The 15,432-nt window shown below is 40.5% G+C and carries 13 protein-coding genes and 1 pseudogene; 7 read left to right on the top strand and 7 right to left on the bottom strand.

Translation table 11 applies throughout. The features are described 5' to 3' along the window. Window positions 1-90 precede the first annotated feature (90 nt). The 4 genes and pseudogenes from G576_RS12260 to G576_RS0104220 form a co-directional block, all read right to left on the bottom strand. A pseudogene (locus tag G576_RS12260) lies at window positions 91-345 on the bottom strand (helix-turn-helix domain-containing protein); the annotation flags it as partial. A 403-nt stretch (window positions 346-748) separates the two neighbouring features. Beyond that, the gene (gene pyk, locus G576_RS0104230) at window positions 749-2,254 is read right to left on the bottom strand and encodes a pyruvate kinase (RefSeq protein ID WP_027973549.1); all 1,506 of its coding nucleotides are present in this window, start codon (window positions 2,252-2,254) and stop codon (window positions 749-751) included. A gap of 61 nt (window positions 2,255-2,315) precedes the next feature. Then, complete coding sequence (pfkA, locus tag G576_RS0104225) at window positions 2,316-3,329, bottom strand: 6-phosphofructokinase (protein ID WP_027973548.1); 1,014 nt, start codon at window positions 3,327-3,329, stop codon at window positions 2,316-2,318. 80 nt (window positions 3,330-3,409) lie between these two features. Beyond that, window positions 3,410-6,514 carry a DNA polymerase III subunit alpha gene (locus G576_RS0104220; protein ID WP_027973547.1) on the bottom strand — a complete coding sequence of 1,035 codons (3,105 nt, stop codon included), beginning with the start codon at window positions 6,512-6,514 and terminating at the stop codon, window positions 3,410-3,412. A 371-nt stretch (window positions 6,515-6,885) separates the two neighbouring features. Between G576_RS0104220 and G576_RS0104215 the strand changes: the two genes are divergently transcribed. Genes G576_RS0104215 through G576_RS0104205 form a run of 3 tightly spaced genes read left to right on the top strand, consistent with a single transcriptional unit; the run spans window position 6,886 to window position 8,746 of the window. Beyond that, window positions 6,886-7,260: a GntR family transcriptional regulator gene (locus tag G576_RS0104215; RefSeq protein ID WP_027973546.1), complete on the top strand. Its 375-nt coding sequence runs from the start codon at window positions 6,886-6,888 to the stop codon at window positions 7,258-7,260. Further along, window positions 7,253-7,951, top strand: a complete 699-nt coding sequence (locus tag G576_RS0104210; protein ID WP_027973545.1) for an ABC transporter ATP-binding protein — start codon at window positions 7,253-7,255, stop codon at window positions 7,949-7,951. Before G576_RS0104215 ends, G576_RS0104210 begins: the two co-directional genes overlap by 8 nt. 9 nt (window positions 7,952-7,960) lie before the next feature. Further along, complete coding sequence (locus G576_RS0104205; protein ID WP_027973544.1) at window positions 7,961-8,746, top strand: hypothetical protein; 786 nt, start codon at window positions 7,961-7,963, stop codon at window positions 8,744-8,746. Window positions 8,747-8,869: 123 nt separating this feature from the next. On the opposite strand, the gene G576_RS0104200 is transcribed toward G576_RS0104205, so the two are convergent. Further along, the gene (locus G576_RS0104200; RefSeq protein WP_027973543.1) at window positions 8,870-10,204 is read right to left on the bottom strand and encodes a hemolysin family protein; all 1,335 of its coding nucleotides are present in this window, start codon (window positions 10,202-10,204) and stop codon (window positions 8,870-8,872) included. 163 nt (window positions 10,205-10,367) lie between these two features. Between G576_RS0104200 and G576_RS0104195 the strand changes: the two genes are divergently transcribed. From G576_RS0104195 to G576_RS13190, 3 genes are read left to right on the top strand one after another with little or no spacing between them, the layout of a single operon-like run. Next, window positions 10,368-10,832: a FeoA family protein gene (locus tag G576_RS0104195; protein ID WP_027973542.1), complete on the top strand. Its 465-nt coding sequence runs from the start codon at window positions 10,368-10,370 to the stop codon at window positions 10,830-10,832. A gap of 2 nt (window positions 10,833-10,834) precedes the next feature. Continuing rightward, on the top strand, window positions 10,835-12,874 hold the full coding sequence (gene feoB / locus G576_RS0104190; RefSeq protein WP_027973541.1) for a ferrous iron transport protein B: 2,040 nt from the start codon (window positions 10,835-10,837) through the stop codon (window positions 12,872-12,874). A gap of 9 nt (window positions 12,875-12,883) precedes the next feature. Next, window positions 12,884-13,039 (top strand): FeoB-associated Cys-rich membrane protein, encoded by a 156-nt coding sequence (locus tag G576_RS13190; protein ID WP_027973540.1) that lies wholly within the window; start codon window positions 12,884-12,886, stop codon window positions 13,037-13,039. A gap of 103 nt (window positions 13,040-13,142) precedes the next feature. On the opposite strand, the gene G576_RS14085 is transcribed toward G576_RS13190, so the two are convergent. Together G576_RS14085 and eno are read right to left on the bottom strand one after the other, a co-directional pair. Beyond that, window positions 13,143-13,388: a hypothetical protein gene (locus G576_RS14085; RefSeq protein WP_342664548.1), complete on the bottom strand. Its 246-nt coding sequence runs from the start codon at window positions 13,386-13,388 to the stop codon at window positions 13,143-13,145. Between the two features lie 139 nt (window positions 13,389-13,527). Continuing rightward, window positions 13,528-14,835 (bottom strand): surface-displayed alpha-enolase, encoded by a 1,308-nt coding sequence (gene eno / locus G576_RS0104175; RefSeq protein WP_027973539.1) that lies wholly within the window; start codon window positions 14,833-14,835, stop codon window positions 13,528-13,530. 147 nt (window positions 14,836-14,982) lie between these two features. On the opposite strand from eno, the gene G576_RS12250 reads away from it, so the two are divergent. Next, on the top strand, window positions 14,983-15,429 hold the full coding sequence (locus G576_RS12250; protein ID WP_051177980.1) for a DUF1694 domain-containing protein: 447 nt from the start codon (window positions 14,983-14,985) through the stop codon (window positions 15,427-15,429). Window positions 15,430-15,432: the final 3 nt, after the last annotated feature.

Genomic DNA, 15,432 nt, shown 5'->3' with positions numbered 1-15,432 from the left:
GGACGTTCTTCGATAGACTTACCCAAAGTCTTCCGATTCGTCTTCGTGACTTTCTTAGAACGTTTTCTGATACTAACCATCTTAGGCAGATCGATTGGTTTCATAGACACGTTGTCCACTATCAGCGAAATAGGCGCTGAAATAGGTTCGTTTCCCATTTTTATCCTGTACCTGATTGACTGAACCACGTTTGATTTCTCGACAAATTGTAGAACGGTGACGACCCAAGAACCGAGCAATCTCAACTGGTTTCTTTCCTACTTTAAGATAAGCAGCAATTTCACCACGTTCTGTTGCTGTGAGATGAGAATAGGATGATTTTTTGGTAGAATGAGTGTTGGACATGTTCATCTGCTTTCTATACTGAGTTTGGGAATTCTAGTATATCAGACGAACATGTCTTTTTTGTTGCACTTCATTTTACAACGCGGGAAAAAATTTCTTCTTTGCTTGTCTGATAATATAATAGTTTGAATTAGGAAAAGGACAATTTTGAGTTATAGTGTTAATAACCCACTCCTAAAATAACTCTAGAGTTCTCAAATTGACAAACCTAGATATGTCCTGTTTCTAATTCACTCTACTATATATTCCAACATTAAAGCTGATAATGATTATTTAATGATTGATAGACCCATAATTTTATCTATTAATATAAAAAAGAAGACCGAAGTTTTCTTCAGTCTTCTCAACTACTGGTCTTGTAACAAGAACTTTGTAGCTCTAGATAGTCAAATAGACTATCTGATTATTTTACAGTGCGGATACGCATTGTGTTTGTTGAACCTGATACACCAACCGGAACACCAGCAACGATAACGATGTTGTCACCTGACTCAACAAGACCTTGCTCAAGGGCAACGCGTTCAGCCAATTCAAACATGTCATCTGTAGATGCAGGTTTTTCAGTCACAACTGGGATAACACCCCAGTTAATCATAAGTGATTTTTGAACTTTTTCAGTGAAAGTAACAGCCAAGATGTCTGCGTCTGGACGGTATTTAGAGATTTGGCGCGCAGAGAAACCAGTTTCAGTCACAGTAACAACTAACTTGATATCCATTGATTTTGTTGCGTCTTTAACAGCAGAAGCAACAACTTCCGTTTTCGTTGCACGCGGGAATTTATCTGAGTTCAAACGTCCGTACTCGTTAAGGAGAGTTTGAGCGTTTTTGCTTGTAGTTGCCATTGTACGTACTGACTCAACTGGGTATTTACCGTTCGCTGACTCACCAGAAAGCATTGTTGCGTCCGTACCATCAATAACAGCATTGAAAACATCAGAGATTTCTGAACGAGTTGCACGTGGTTTATCAGTCATTGTTTCAAGCATGTTTGTTGCTGTGATAACTGCTTTACCAGCTGCATTCACTTTAGTGATGATCATTTTTTGGTAAACTGGAACCATTTCAAATGGTACTTCGATACCCATGTCACCACGAGCAATCATGATACCATCTGAAGCTTCGATGATTTCATCAATGTTGTCAATACCTTGTTGGTTTTCAATTTTTGAGAAAAGTTGAACGTGCTCGTTACCAGTTTCACGCAGAATGTTACGTACTGATTCCACGTCATTAGCTGTACGTACAAATGAGATAGCGATAAAGTTAAGACCTTGCTCCAGACCAAAACGAATATCTGAATCATCGCGTTCAGCAAGAGCTGGGAAAGGAATTTTAGTGTAAGGGATATTTACACCTTTTTGTTTAGCAATGACACCGTCGTTTTCAACTTCAACAACAAATTCACGTTTTTCAGCGTCTTTTTCAATAACGCGAAGACCAAGTTTACCGTCATCGACAAGAACTTGTTTACCAACTTCAACGTCATCGAAGATATCAAGGGCGCCAGCAACATTCAAAGCGATAAGGTCGCGAGTTGATTTGATACCTTGTTTAGTTGCAACACGAATAACTTCACCAGTCTTGTATGAGTATTCACCTTCGCCTGATTCGAACAATTCTGTACGGATTTCAGGACCTTTGGTGTCCAGAAGGAAACCTACTTTTTGACCAGCGATTTCTTCTGCACGGCGTACAGTAGCCATACGAGCACCTTGCTCTGCGTGGTCACCATGTGAGAAGTTGAAACGGAAAACATTTGCACCTTCTTTAATCAGCTCAGCAATTTTCTGTGCTGATGCTTCAACATCAAGTTCTTCGCCCCAGTAACCTGGTTCTCCGAATTTTTTACCACCACGGAATTCTACCGCAGGTCCAAGGGTTGCAACGATTTTTACACGTTTATTCATTGTAAGAAACTCCTATTTTTTTAATTGCCGATTATCGGCAGAATTAACTAGTTAATATACCTTAGTGAGCCAAATCACGGTTCAGAGCTGCAAAATCAAGGCGAGCCTTGTGGGGATTATTAACGATAATTTTACCGTTTTCTCCCAAGCTAAAGAGGGCTCCTTCTTCAGCAGTACCAAGGATTGGGCTTTCAACTAATTGCTCGTTGTGAATACCAACGGCAAGACCGCCACGACCTTCCTTAAGAAGTTCAACAGCACGCGCACCCATCCATGAAGCAATTACACGGTCACGAGGTGACGGCGCACCACCACGAAGAATGTGTCCAAGGTTTGTCGCTCGAAGATCACTTGTATCGCCAGCTTCTTTCATAAGCTCAACGAATTTTTCAGCATGCATGACACCCTCAGCCAAAACGATCAAATGGCGGAATTTACCTTTTTTCTCGTAACCTTCGCGAACGTTAGCAACAACTTCTTCGATTGAGTAATCTTCCTCAGGGATGATGATTTGATCAGCACCAGCTGCGATACCTGACCAAAGGGCAATGTCCCCAGCATTACGTCCCATCACTTCAACGACAAAAGTACGTCCGTGTGAGAATGAGGTGTCACGGATTTTATCCAGAGCATCAGTTGCAGTATTTACCGCAGTATCGAAACCGATAGTGTAATCCGTCCCAGCGATGTCATTATCAATGGTACCTGGGATACCCACTGCTGGGAAGCCGTGCTCTGTCAATCGCATAGCACCGTGGTATGAGCCGTCACCACCGATGACCACGACACCTTCAATTCCATGTTTTTTCAACTGCTCAATACCAGCTAATTGACCTTCAAGAGTAGCAAATTCAGGGTAACGAGCCGACTGAAGGAAAGTCCCTCCGTGTGAAAGAGTATTAGACACTGAGTGAGCGTCCATTGGGAAAATATCTCCCTCAACCATACCAGCATAGCCACGGTTAATACCGAAAACTTCCATGCCTTCTGTGATTGCTTTACGAACAACCGCGCGAACAGCGGCATTCATACCAGGGGCGTCACCACCACTAGTCAAAACAGCAATACGTTTCATTTTTGGTTTTCTCCTTTTTAATTTCTAACTTCACTATTATACCATAGTTGTTTTTAAATTGCTCTTTTTTCTGCTAGATTTTAACGAAAAATCGTTTTCATAACATAAGGTTCGAGTTCTTCTATCAAATCCTTCGATTTTTGGACACGGTGAGTCTTATTTTGTAGCGTTTTCTTGCTATCAACATAGTGAAGAATAACTGGTAAACTTCCCTGATACCTGCCAAGAATTTCAGAAATTTCCTTGTCATGGTCGTGATTAGCAATTTGAAGCCAGCATTTCTCAGTACTTGCTGGAAGAACAGTCTGTAAAACCATTTGAAGTTTGTCTTCGCGCATCTGCGTGCGCCCTTTGAAAAGGTAAATAGCACCCTCACTCAACTGGCTCTGCCATTTCCCATAAACTTCTGGAAAAAGAGTAATATCAAGCCGATGGTGAGTGTCGCTGACCGAAAGAAAGGCCATCTGCTCACCCTTGCTCTTGGTTCGGATGATACGAATGCTGTCAATCTGGCCAAGAACAGTTGCTTCACTATCGGGGATCAGCTGCTCAATGGGAGTAAAGTTTCCTGCTAGCTCCTGATACAGCCCTTCAAGCGGATGTGGGCTTATTCCCACTCCTAGCAACCCCTGCTCCATTCGGTATTTCTCAGCCGCAGTATAGTCCTCAGCCTCTAGCCAAGAGTAAGCTGAGTCAGCAAAAAGGCTTCCCAATTCATTGACAAAGGTAAAGAGATGCTCAAGATTGACTTCCACCTTACGACGGTTGGCTTCAAAGTCATCAAAAAGTCCAATTCGAACTAAAGGTATGAGAATTTCCGTTTTTTGGTACTTAATTGGCAATTTTTCCAAAAAATTTTCAATACTCAGATAAGGCCGATTTTCCACAATCCAAAGCCCTAAATCTCGGGGTAACCCCTTGATTGTCTTGAGACCTAGAATAATCTTATCCTCAGAAATTTTATCGTGGTAAGGAGCAGAGTTTAGACGCAACTTGCCGAGTTTGAAATCAGCTTGCAGGGCATCTGTGATATAATCACTACTAGAAAAATTCAGCATAACATCGTAAAAAGCATCTGGGTAGTGAACCTTAAAGTAAGCTAGTTGAAAAGCCAGCGCTGAGTATGCATAGGCGTGACTTCTATTGAAACCATAGCCAGCAAATTTTGCCATGCGCTCAAAGAGGTCTCGAGCAACGCTTTCTGGTCTGCCAAGAGCTGCTGCACCTGCCAGAAAATCAACTTCCATACGTTGCATTTCTCCCTTATCCTTTTTAGACATGGCGCGACGCAGTAAGTCGGCTTTACCAAGCGTAAAACCAGCATAGACCTGAGCAATCTGCATAACCTGCTCCTGATAGAGCATGATGCCATAAGTCGGTTCTAAAATCGGAGCCACAATAGGATCAATTAAGTCAACTTTCTCACGACCAAATTTCCGTTTAATAAAATTATCAATATAATCGCTAGCACCGGGACGATTAAGACTGGTCGTAGCAACCACTTCTTCAAAACGTTCGGGCTTAACCCGTTTGAGCAGGGAAATGGCGCCAGACTGTTCAAACTGGAAAATGCCTTTAGTGCGACCACTAGCAAAGAGTTTTAAGGTCTCTTCATCTTCCAGATCAATAGACTTGATGTCAATAGTCCTGCCATAATCCGCAAGTACCTTTTCCTGCATTTTTTGGACAAAGGTCAGGTTTCTAAGACCTAAAAAATCCATTTTAAGCAGACCATTGGCCTCCACACAAGGGGCATCATACTGGGTAATCATCATATCCTCGCCCGATTTAAGAGGAATGTGATCTGTCAAATCATCATCGCTCATAACAATCCCAGCTGCGTGAATAGAGGTTTGGCGTGGTTGACCTTCAATTTTTTTGGCAATAGCAAAGCCTTTGACATATTCAGCCTTGCTGTTGATTAGCTGTCTAAAGGACATATTTTTCTCATAAACCGAGCTGAGCGTGTCTCTAAAACCAATCTTTTTAGTCAAATTGGACAACTCATATTCAGGTACACCAAAGCGTTTGAACACATCACGAATTGCCTGCTTAGCTCCAAAGGTCGAGAATGTCACAATCTGTGCCGAATGCTGACTGCCATAACGGTCACGCACATAATGCAGAAACTCTGAACGGTAGATATCAGGAAGATCAATATCAATATCAGGCATCGAGTAACGCTCTTCATTTAGAAATCGCTCAAAGAGCAGGTTATTTTTGACAGGGTCAATACCCGTGATGTCCAGAGCAAAAGAGACCAAGCTTCCTGCTGCAGATCCACGTCCCATCCCCATATAATAGCCTTTACTGCGTCCAAATCGTAGCAAATCCCAAACAATCAAGAAATAATCATCAAAGCCCATCTTATGAATGACGGATAATTCTTTTTCAAGTCTTTCTTGATAAGGCGGTGTTAGCAACCCCTTCTTAGATAAACCATCCTCAGCTCTTTCACGGAGCTCTTGCACGGCTTCTTTTTCACGGTTAAAGCGTGGCAACTTTAAGGCTGTATCAAAATCATAAGTGATATCCTTAACGAGCTCTGCCAAGTTTTCCAAAGCCTCAGGAAAGCGCTCTGCAAATACCGTATCCATGGTCTCTACTGAATATAGGAGCTGGTTGGCATTGGGTGGTTCCACATCTTTTAAGGTCACATTCTCTCGGATAGCATGCAAAACTTGCACGGTTTCACGATCTTCATTTGAAAAATAGCGAACGGTGTGAAGGGGAACCAAGGGCTTGGTATAGTTAATTTTCGGACTGTCCACCGTCACCCCGATGACATAATCACAGTTTAATTGATTTCCAAAATCCACAAACTCCGCTGGCAAGATTACCAGAACGCCTTTTAAAAGCTCCAAAAAAACCGCCCAATCAGTCTTTCCCATCATGCGCTGGCTGGATATTTTCAAAAGACTATGATAACCGTCAGTATTTTGGGCCACTAACTTGAGCAACAACTTCTGATCTGCTATTGTCACCGATAACTCCAAGCCCAAAATCGGCGTCAACTCCGCTTTTTTTGCTTGCTGGATAAAGGAATACCCTCCATAAAGACTATCTCTATCCATGATACCGATGTGAGTGTATCCCAAATCCTTGGCTGTACTAATGTAGGTTGGCAGATCAACCAAACTATCCAAAAAGCTATAAACGGTCTTAGTGTCTAAAGGAACAAACATACCAACCTCCTTTTTTTATTGTTATTATACTATAAAGTAGCCCCCTCATAAAGCCTTAGCTTCCTGCCCAAGATATCCCTAGCTTTCCGTAGATTATATTTGACAAAAGCTTGCGCTTTACGTATTATAATTATAGTACAAAATAGTTTTAACAACCCAATTATCCTATCAAAACTATATAGAAAGGAAAGAGTGTTTAAGAAACTTAAACTGAGTCCTTAATCTCAGTCTAAAAACTTCGGGAGTGAAACAGTCAAGATGACTTTTTCGCAAGTAGAGATCCTAAACCATCCTAGCAAACTGTCCTACAGACAAAGCATGACCTTAGTTTTCTACTCTTCTCTCGTTTTCTTAATCCCTTAGTAATCACTATGGCTTGGAAATTTGATGAAAAGTCACCAATCTATGCCCAAATTGCTCAGCATGTCAAGATGCAGATTATCAGCAATCAAGTAAAAAGTGGTGACCAACTCCCAACTGTTCGCGAGTATGCGGAAGAAGCCGGAGTTAATCCCAATACTATGCAACGCGCCTTCACGGAGTTAGAACGCGAAGGGATGGTCTATTCCCAACGAACATCAGGACGTTTTGTTACCGAAGATACCGAGCTCATCGCCGAAAAGCGACTAGAAGTTGCTCAGCTAGAGCTTCAAAACTTCGTTGACAACATGCAGAAAATCGGCTTTTCAAAAGAGGACATCATTCCTGAGTTAGACCGTTTTTTGAAGGAGAATATGAATGACTGATTTATTGAAAATACACCACGTAACAAAGAGTTATGGCAGCCAAATTGCCTTGGATGATGTCACCTTCACCTTACCTGCAGGGAAAATCATTGGTCTCCTTGGCCCAAACGGCAGTGGCAAAACGACTCTAATTAAACTGATTAACGGTCTCTTGCAGGCTGATAGCGGTGAGGTTGTCATCGATGGCTACCATCCATCGATAGATAGTAAAAAGATTATCTCTTATCTGCCAGATACCACCTACCTCAACGAAAACATGACTATCAAGGCTACCCTAACCTTCTTTCAAGATTTCTACGCAGACTTTGACCGCGAACGCGCTGATAAACTATTGCTTGACTTGGACATTGACCAAAACAAACGTATCAAGACTTTGTCGAAAGGAACCAAGGAAAAAGTACAGCTTATTTTAGTCATGAGCCGTCGTGCAAAACTTTATGTTCTTGATGAGCCTATTGCAGGTGTAGATCCAGCAGCCAGAGATTACATACTCCGAACTATTATCAACAACTACTCAGAAGAGGCCTCTGTTATCATCTCGACTCACCTTATCTCAGACGTTGAGCCAATTCTTGATGAAGTTGTCTTTCTTCACAAGGGACAAATCACCCTGCAAGGAAACACCGATGACCTCCGTTTCGAACATGGTCAATCCATTGATTCTCTCTTTAGAGACTATTTTAAAGCTTAGGAGGTTATTATGTTTGCGAAACTGTTAAAATACGAATTAAAATCTATCGGCAACTGGTATCTGGGACTCCTTTTTATCACCAGTTTAGTGGCTATCGCTACTGGAAACTTCTTCAAAACTTTCTTATCGCACATTGATGGTAATTCATCCTATGAAGTTGGTTATGAGGTTGGTCGCTTTGCTGCTCAAGAAGTGAGCTTCTTGATGTCAATCATTATTTTAGTCGGCCTTACGTTGACCATCACCATTGCTTCTTATGTCATTATCATTCGTCGTTTTTATTCCAGTATCTTTAGCCGTCAAGGATATTTGACCATGACGCTTCCTGTGTCACCACATGCCATTATCTTGAGCAAATTGCTGGTGGCAGCTCTTCTATTTGTAGTTACTTACCTGATTTTTGCCATTATTGGCGCAGCTTTTATCCTTCCAAGTATTGGTTTGGAGGGAGTCAAGGAACTTATTAAAGTTATTTCCGCTGAGCTTTTTCCTTTGTTTAGCCCACTTTGGATGATACTGTGGGTTCTCAATATGTGCTTATCAACCATTTGGGCTGTCCTCTTAATCTATCTAGCTATCGCTATTGGCCAAATGTTTAATGGCTACCGTATCCTGATGGGATTTGTTAGCTATGGAATCATGATTCTAATTACAACTCTGATGTCATTTCTGCTCTCAGCGACATTCTCAAATAATACCTTAGTTTTGGCAGATCTTATCATGACAATTATCCTCATGATTATCAGTTATTTTGCCACCCATGCTATCATTAAATACAAACTCAATCTTGAGTAAAGAAATGGAAGTTCAACGCCTTGTCAACCATCAGCTTAGCTGGTGGTTTTCTTGTTTTTCTCATTGAGAAAACTGGCTTGAAGCCATAAAGCAATAAGAGCTCGGAATCACCGAGCTCTTATTCTAATTTTCTTCTTCTGAAAGCTTTGCCTCAGCTAGGATGAGTTTCAACTTGGTCACACGACCATCCTTTACCTTATCGTTGATCAAGGTGATATGCTTATTAGCATTGTCAAATTCATAAATTTCTTTTTCTTCCTGACTAGGAATAGCGCCTACACCTGTCAAATAATATCCGGCAATAGTATCTACATCATCACTTTCAAGCTCTGTTTCAAAATACTCATTAAAATCATTAAGAGTCATATTCCCTTGAACGATGTAGGTATGTTCACCAATTTCACGGACAAAAATTTCGGATTTGTCACTTTCGTCATCAATTTCACCAACGATTTCTTCCAGGAGATCTTCTAACGTCACCAGTCCTGCTACACCACCATATTCATCCAGTAAGATTGCTAATTGCCTTTGGCTATTTCTAAAAGCCTTCAGAAGATCATCAATAAAGATGGTTTCTGGTACAAAGAGCGGTTCCTGCATAATACGTCGGAAATTGATATTTTCAAATCCTTGATTAAAAGCTGCGCTCAAAAGATTTTTAGTATGAATGAGGCCGATAACCTTATCCTTATCCCCATCATAGACTGGAATTCTCGAAAAACTCTGTTTAAGAATTTCCTGAATGTTTTCCTGAGTGTCCTCATTGATGTCAACCATAAAAGCATCTGTTCGAGGCACCATGACCTCACGCGCCAGCATTTCGTCCAAAGAAAAGACGCCTTGAAGCATTTCAATTTCATCTGCATCTAAACTCGCTTCACTTTTGGTTAGCATATACTCAATCTCATCACGCGTCATTTGTTCATCCGCATCATCAAAATCCATAGGTGTTAAACGGCTGAGTAGATTTGTTGAAGCAGATAAAAGCCAAACAAAGGGACTAACAACTTTCCCAACAAAGATAATAACAGGAGCTGAGACGACTGCTAAGTTCTCCTTCAAATTCATAGCGATGCGCTTTGGATAAAGTTCACCAAGGACTATTGAAATGTAAGTCAGAAATATCAACGAGGCAACTGATCCAATAGTAGCCGCATAGTGAAAACCTCCAAACCAGCTTGCAATAACCTGACCGAGTGAAGCGGATAGGCTTGCCCCCTGTAAGAGTGAAATAAAGGTAATCCCAACTTGAATGGTCGATAAAAAGTTATTTGGATTTTCCAAAACTTTGACCAGACGGACATACTTTTGCTCTCCTTCTTCTGCCTTTTGCTCCACACGTGAACGATTAAGAGAAACCAGAGCCATTTCAGAAGCTGAGAAAAAGGCGTTCAGAAAGGTCAGAAGAATGAGTAATATAAATTGAAATAATAAGGACTGACTACCAGGGTCTTCCATGAAATATGACTCCTAAAAATAATATAGTATTACTATTATAGCATATTTTGGAAAAAATCGAAAAGAAAGAATAGAAAACTCAAAATATCTTTTTCTGACACAGGGGGGCTATGCTATAATGGCAGTAAGAAAAAAACTGACTTACTAAAGGAGGATACATTTATTGTTTTTGATAGATGCCAAACCAAACATTAATTACCAAATTCAACATATTGACCTCGACGATGAAGCCCTCAAACATTTAATGACCTTGGGATTGAAGCAAGGTGGCCTTCTCAAACTTGTGGCAAAAACAAAATCGAATGCCATTATCATAATTAAAGGTTCTCGCCTTGCCTTGGATAATTCTATTTTAGAGCGAATCAGTATCAAACCTTACGAATTCGAATCAAATTGCCTTGCCTTATCTGATTTAACAGTCGGTTCCTTTGCTTATATCAAAGAAATCAACAGTGATAGCCAAACAAAGCGCCGTCTCATGGATATGGGCTTAACCAAACACACTAAAATTTATCTAAGAAAAGTTGCTCCACTGGGGGACCCACTTGAGATTAGTTTGCGGGGTTATGAACTGACACTTAGAAAATCAGAAGCCCAGTTGATTACAGTCATTCAAGAAAGAGAGTAGTCATGGAAATTGCATTAATTGGAAATCCCAACTGTGGAAAAACTTCCCTATTTAACCAGATGACCGGAAACCGCCAGCGTGTCGGAAATTGGCCGGGTGTTACTGTCGAAAAAAAAGAAGGAAATTACAAGTTAGATCGTAGTCTAACTATCCAAGATTTACCTGGTATATATTCCATGTCTCCTTACTCCCCTGAGGAATTACTAGCTAGAGATTACCTTCTTAATCACCAAGCAGATGTCATCATAAACGTTATCGACAGCACTAACCTGGAACGCAATCTTTACCTGACCACCCAGCTGTTAGAAGCTGGATTACCTTTAGTAATCTCCCTCAACATGAGTGATGTTTTGAAAAACCAAGGTAAGTTTATTGATGAAGAAAAACTCAGTTATCAATTAGGTGTACCAGTTATTTCAACCAGCGCCACTAAAAAAACAGGTCTTGATAAGGTGATTAAGACAGCTAAAAAAATAGCCAAATCGGATACGCCAAAAACTTACCCAAACTATGGTAAAAAGTTTGAAGTAGCGATTGCAGAAATTATTGATGTACTAGGGGATACTATTTCATCGAACCAAGCTAGATTCTATGCTATTAAACTATTTGAAGGAGATCAACAAACTTGGGGACGCCTTGCTTTGTCTGATTTTCAAGCAAAAGAAATCAAAGATGTTATCAAGATTACCGAGGAAATTTATACCGAAGATGCTCTTTCTATCCTAATCAATGAACGCTATACTTTCATAGAAAAAGTAGCAAAGATGGTTCAAACCAAACAAGACGATTTTACTTTAACTCTCTCAGATAGAGTCGATCAAGTCGTAACCAATCGTTTTCTGGCCTTACCTATTTTTGCCCTTATCATGTGGCTGGTTTATTACCTTTCCATCCAGACTGTGGGAACAATGGGGACAGACTGGGTAAATGATGTTCTTTTTGGCCAATATCTCCCTGGCCTTATCAGCTCTTGGTTAGACTACCTTAATGTCGATAACTGGATGCAGAGTTTGATATTAGATGGTATCTTAGCTGGTTGCGGAGCTGTTATCGGCTTTGTACCTCAGATTTTCGTGCTCTTTCTTTGCCTGGGAATCTTAGAAGATATCGGTTATATGAGTCGAGTAGCCTTTGTGATGGACAGATTTTTCAGACGTTTTGGAATGTCAGGTAAATCTTTTATTCCAATGCTGATTGCGACTGGGTGTGGAGTGCCTGGTGTTATGGCAAGTCGCACCATTGAAAATGAGCGAGATCGTCGCATCACCATCATGACAACTACTTTTATGCCTTGTTCTGCTAAATTACCCATCATTGCCTTAGTCGCTGGAGCTTTTTTCCAAAAGAATCCATGGGTCGCACCTAGCGCTTACTTTGTCGGGGTTGCCGCTATCGTATTATCTGGAATTGCCCTCAAAAAAACCAAAACTCTGGGAGGATTAGCAAGCCCTTTCATCATGGAGTTACCTAGCTACCACTTACCTAAAGCCAGATCTGTCGTGAGATACGCTTCTAATAAAGCGATGAGTTTTATACAGCATGCAGGCTCTGTCATTTTTGTTATGAATATTCTGATTTGGTTTTTGAGTTCTTATAACCTCTCTCTGGAAGCTGTGGATACTGAAGATAGTATGCTAGCTACTCTGGGACGTGGCTTTGCAGTGTTTTTTACTCCCTTAGGTTTTGGTAACTGGAGAGCAGCCATTGCTACGATTACTGGACTAATTGCCAAAGAAACTGTAGTATCAACATTTGGAGTTCTTTATAATGTCAAAGAAGCAACGGAGGGTTTCCAAGGACTTTGGATGAATTTACAGATTGATTATACTGCTCTTTCAGCCTACTCTTTCCTTATATTTAATCTCTTGTGCGCACCCTGCTTTGCAGCAGTCGGAGCGATCAAACGTGAAATGAGCAGTCTCAAATGGACAATAGTAGCTCTCCTCCTGATTGTCTGCTACACGTATTTGATTTTCAGACAGCCAAAACAAGAAAAACTTAATACTATCAAATTAGAAAACCTACTTTCCAAACAAAAATAGGAGGATCCCATGTCACCTGCAACTCTAATTATCCTAATCATTCTTCTGCTTATATCAACTTTTATTGTAAGAAACTTTATTCAGAAAAAGGGCTCTTGTAAAGACTGTGATTGCTCCTGTCCCATTAAAGATGAGATACGAAAAAGTAAACTAGAAGATAAATAATATTTAGATTACAAACAGAGTCTTTCAAGATGTAGACTAGCCTCTTATTTCAAGAACCAAACTTATATACTTTCCTGTCTAATCCTTCAAATGCCTGAAACAGCTACGTTTCAGGCATTTTTTTGGCAAAAAAGTTTAGTTTAGCTTTACCAAACTTTTTTACTTTCCCTAACAGAACTTTCCGTCTAAAGTGTTCAACTAGACCGTAATTAACCTTCAAACCACATTCTAAGGGAAAATGGCACTCTAAAACTTTTTTTGAAATACTAGGAAGACTTTGTCCTGTTAATTGAGCGTAGCTTTTGAAAAATATTTCTTCTTGATTTAATCTGATTGTTACTGTACTCATGTTATTTACCCTGTTTCTTTGTGCTACATTGTAATACATTTTAAGGTGCTTGCAATTCTCACAATAATAAAAAACACCCTAGGATAACGCCCTAGAGTGCTTTATATCAAGGTTTCTAGCCCTTTATACAATAATTAAATTATTTTTTAAGGTTGTAGAATGATTTGATTCCTTTGTATTGAGCAACTTCACCAAGTTGATCTTCGATACGAAGCAATTGGTTGTATTTAGCAATACGGTCAGTACGTGACAATGAACCTGTCTTAATTTGACCAGCGTTAGTTGCAACTGCGATATCAGCGATTGTTGAATCTTCAGTTTCACCTGAGCGGTGTGATACAACGGCAGTGTAACCAGCTTCTTTAGCCATTTCGATAGCTTCGAAAGTTTCAGTCAATGTACCGATTTGGTTAACTTTGATAAGGATTGAGTTAGCAGCATTTTCTTTGATACCACGAGCAAGGTATTCAGTGTTTGTAACGAAGAAGTCGTCACCAACCAATTGAACACGTCCGCCAAGGCGTTCAGTAAGAGCTTTCCAACCATCCCAGTCATTTTCATCCATACCATCTTCGATAGTGATGATTGGGTATTTGTTAACCAACTCTTCAAGGTAGTCGATTTGTTCTGCAGATGTACGAACAGCAGCGCCTTCACCTTCAAATTTAGTGTAGTCGTAAACACCACGTTCTTTGTCGTAGAATTCTGAAGAAGCACAGTCAAAACCAATCATGATTCCGTTTTCGCCAGCTTCATATCCCGCAGCCTCGATAGCTTTAAGGATTGTTTCTACACCATCTTCAGTCCCTTCAAATTTAGGAGCGAAACCACCTTCGTCACCAACAGCAGTAACAAGTCCGCGTTCTTTAAGGATTTTCTTAAGAGCGTGGAAGACTTCAGCACCCCAACGAAGACCTTCTTTGAAAGTAGGTGCACCAACTGGCATAATCATAAACTCTTGGAATGCGATTGGAGCGTCTGAGTGAGAACCACCGTTGACGATGTTCATCATAGGAGTTGGAAGAACTTTAGTGTTGAATCCGCCAAGATAAGTGTAAAGTGGTACTTCAAGATAGTCAGCAGCAGCACGAGCTACAGCGATAGACACACCAAGGATTGCATTGGCACCAAGTTTACCTTTGTTTGGAGTACCGTCAAGAGCGATCATTGCACGGTCAATACCTTGTTGGTCGCGCACATCGAAACCGATGATTGCTTCAGCGATAACGTTGTTTACGTTGTCAACTGCTTTTTGTGTACCAAGACCAAGGTAACGTGATTTGTCGCCGTCACGAAGTTCAACTGCTTCGTGTTCACCAGTAGAAGCTCCTGAAGGAACCATACCGCGTCCGAAAGCACCTGATTCAGTGTAAACTTCAACTTCAAGTGTAGGGTTACCGCGTGAGTCAAGGACTTCGCGAGCGTAAACATCAGTAATAATTGACATGTTATTACTCTCCTTATTGGTTTTTATTTTACTCGCCTATTTTATCATAATGTGAGACTTTTAGCAAATTTAAAAAGCTAAACTGGCTTTCCTTTACTCTTTTTGGTAAAATAGCAGAGCAAATTCTAATAATATAAGGAAAAAGTCATGGACTACTTAGAAAAAACACTCCTATCCAAAGCCTCTAGCGAGCACCGCTTTGACCCAAAGCAACAAAAAGAATTTTTAGGGACTTTTAGGGAACGCGTTGTCTTCGCTGCCAAGCCTTCACAAGTGACAGCTGAGCTCATTGAAAAACTCCCACAATACTTTTCCGAGTGTCAAACAAAGTACCCCTCACTTAGTTTGAAAATATCTGCAGAGTTAAAACTCTCTACACAGATGACACTCATGAAAATAGCCGACCAAGTCAAACTCGCTAGTACCATCGTTCAAGAAAGCGATAGCCAGTCCCCTTATGTCTTGGTGCTTCACAGCAATCTAGCTTTGAATATTGAAAATATCGAACCTGCTCTGCCATCATCATCAGATAAAGAAAAAATCAAAAGAACATCTTTCTGGTCAAAAATGTGGATGACTCCTAACAAATCTTGAGAA

The sequence above is a fragment of the Streptococcus porci DSM 23759 genome (assembly GCF_000423765.1).
In the GTDB taxonomy this organism is placed as follows: Bacteria; Bacillota; Bacilli; order Lactobacillales; family Streptococcaceae; genus Streptococcus; species Streptococcus porci.
The sequence above is the reverse complement of the archived record's forward strand: the minus strand, read 5'-3'. Positions and strand labels throughout refer to the sequence as shown.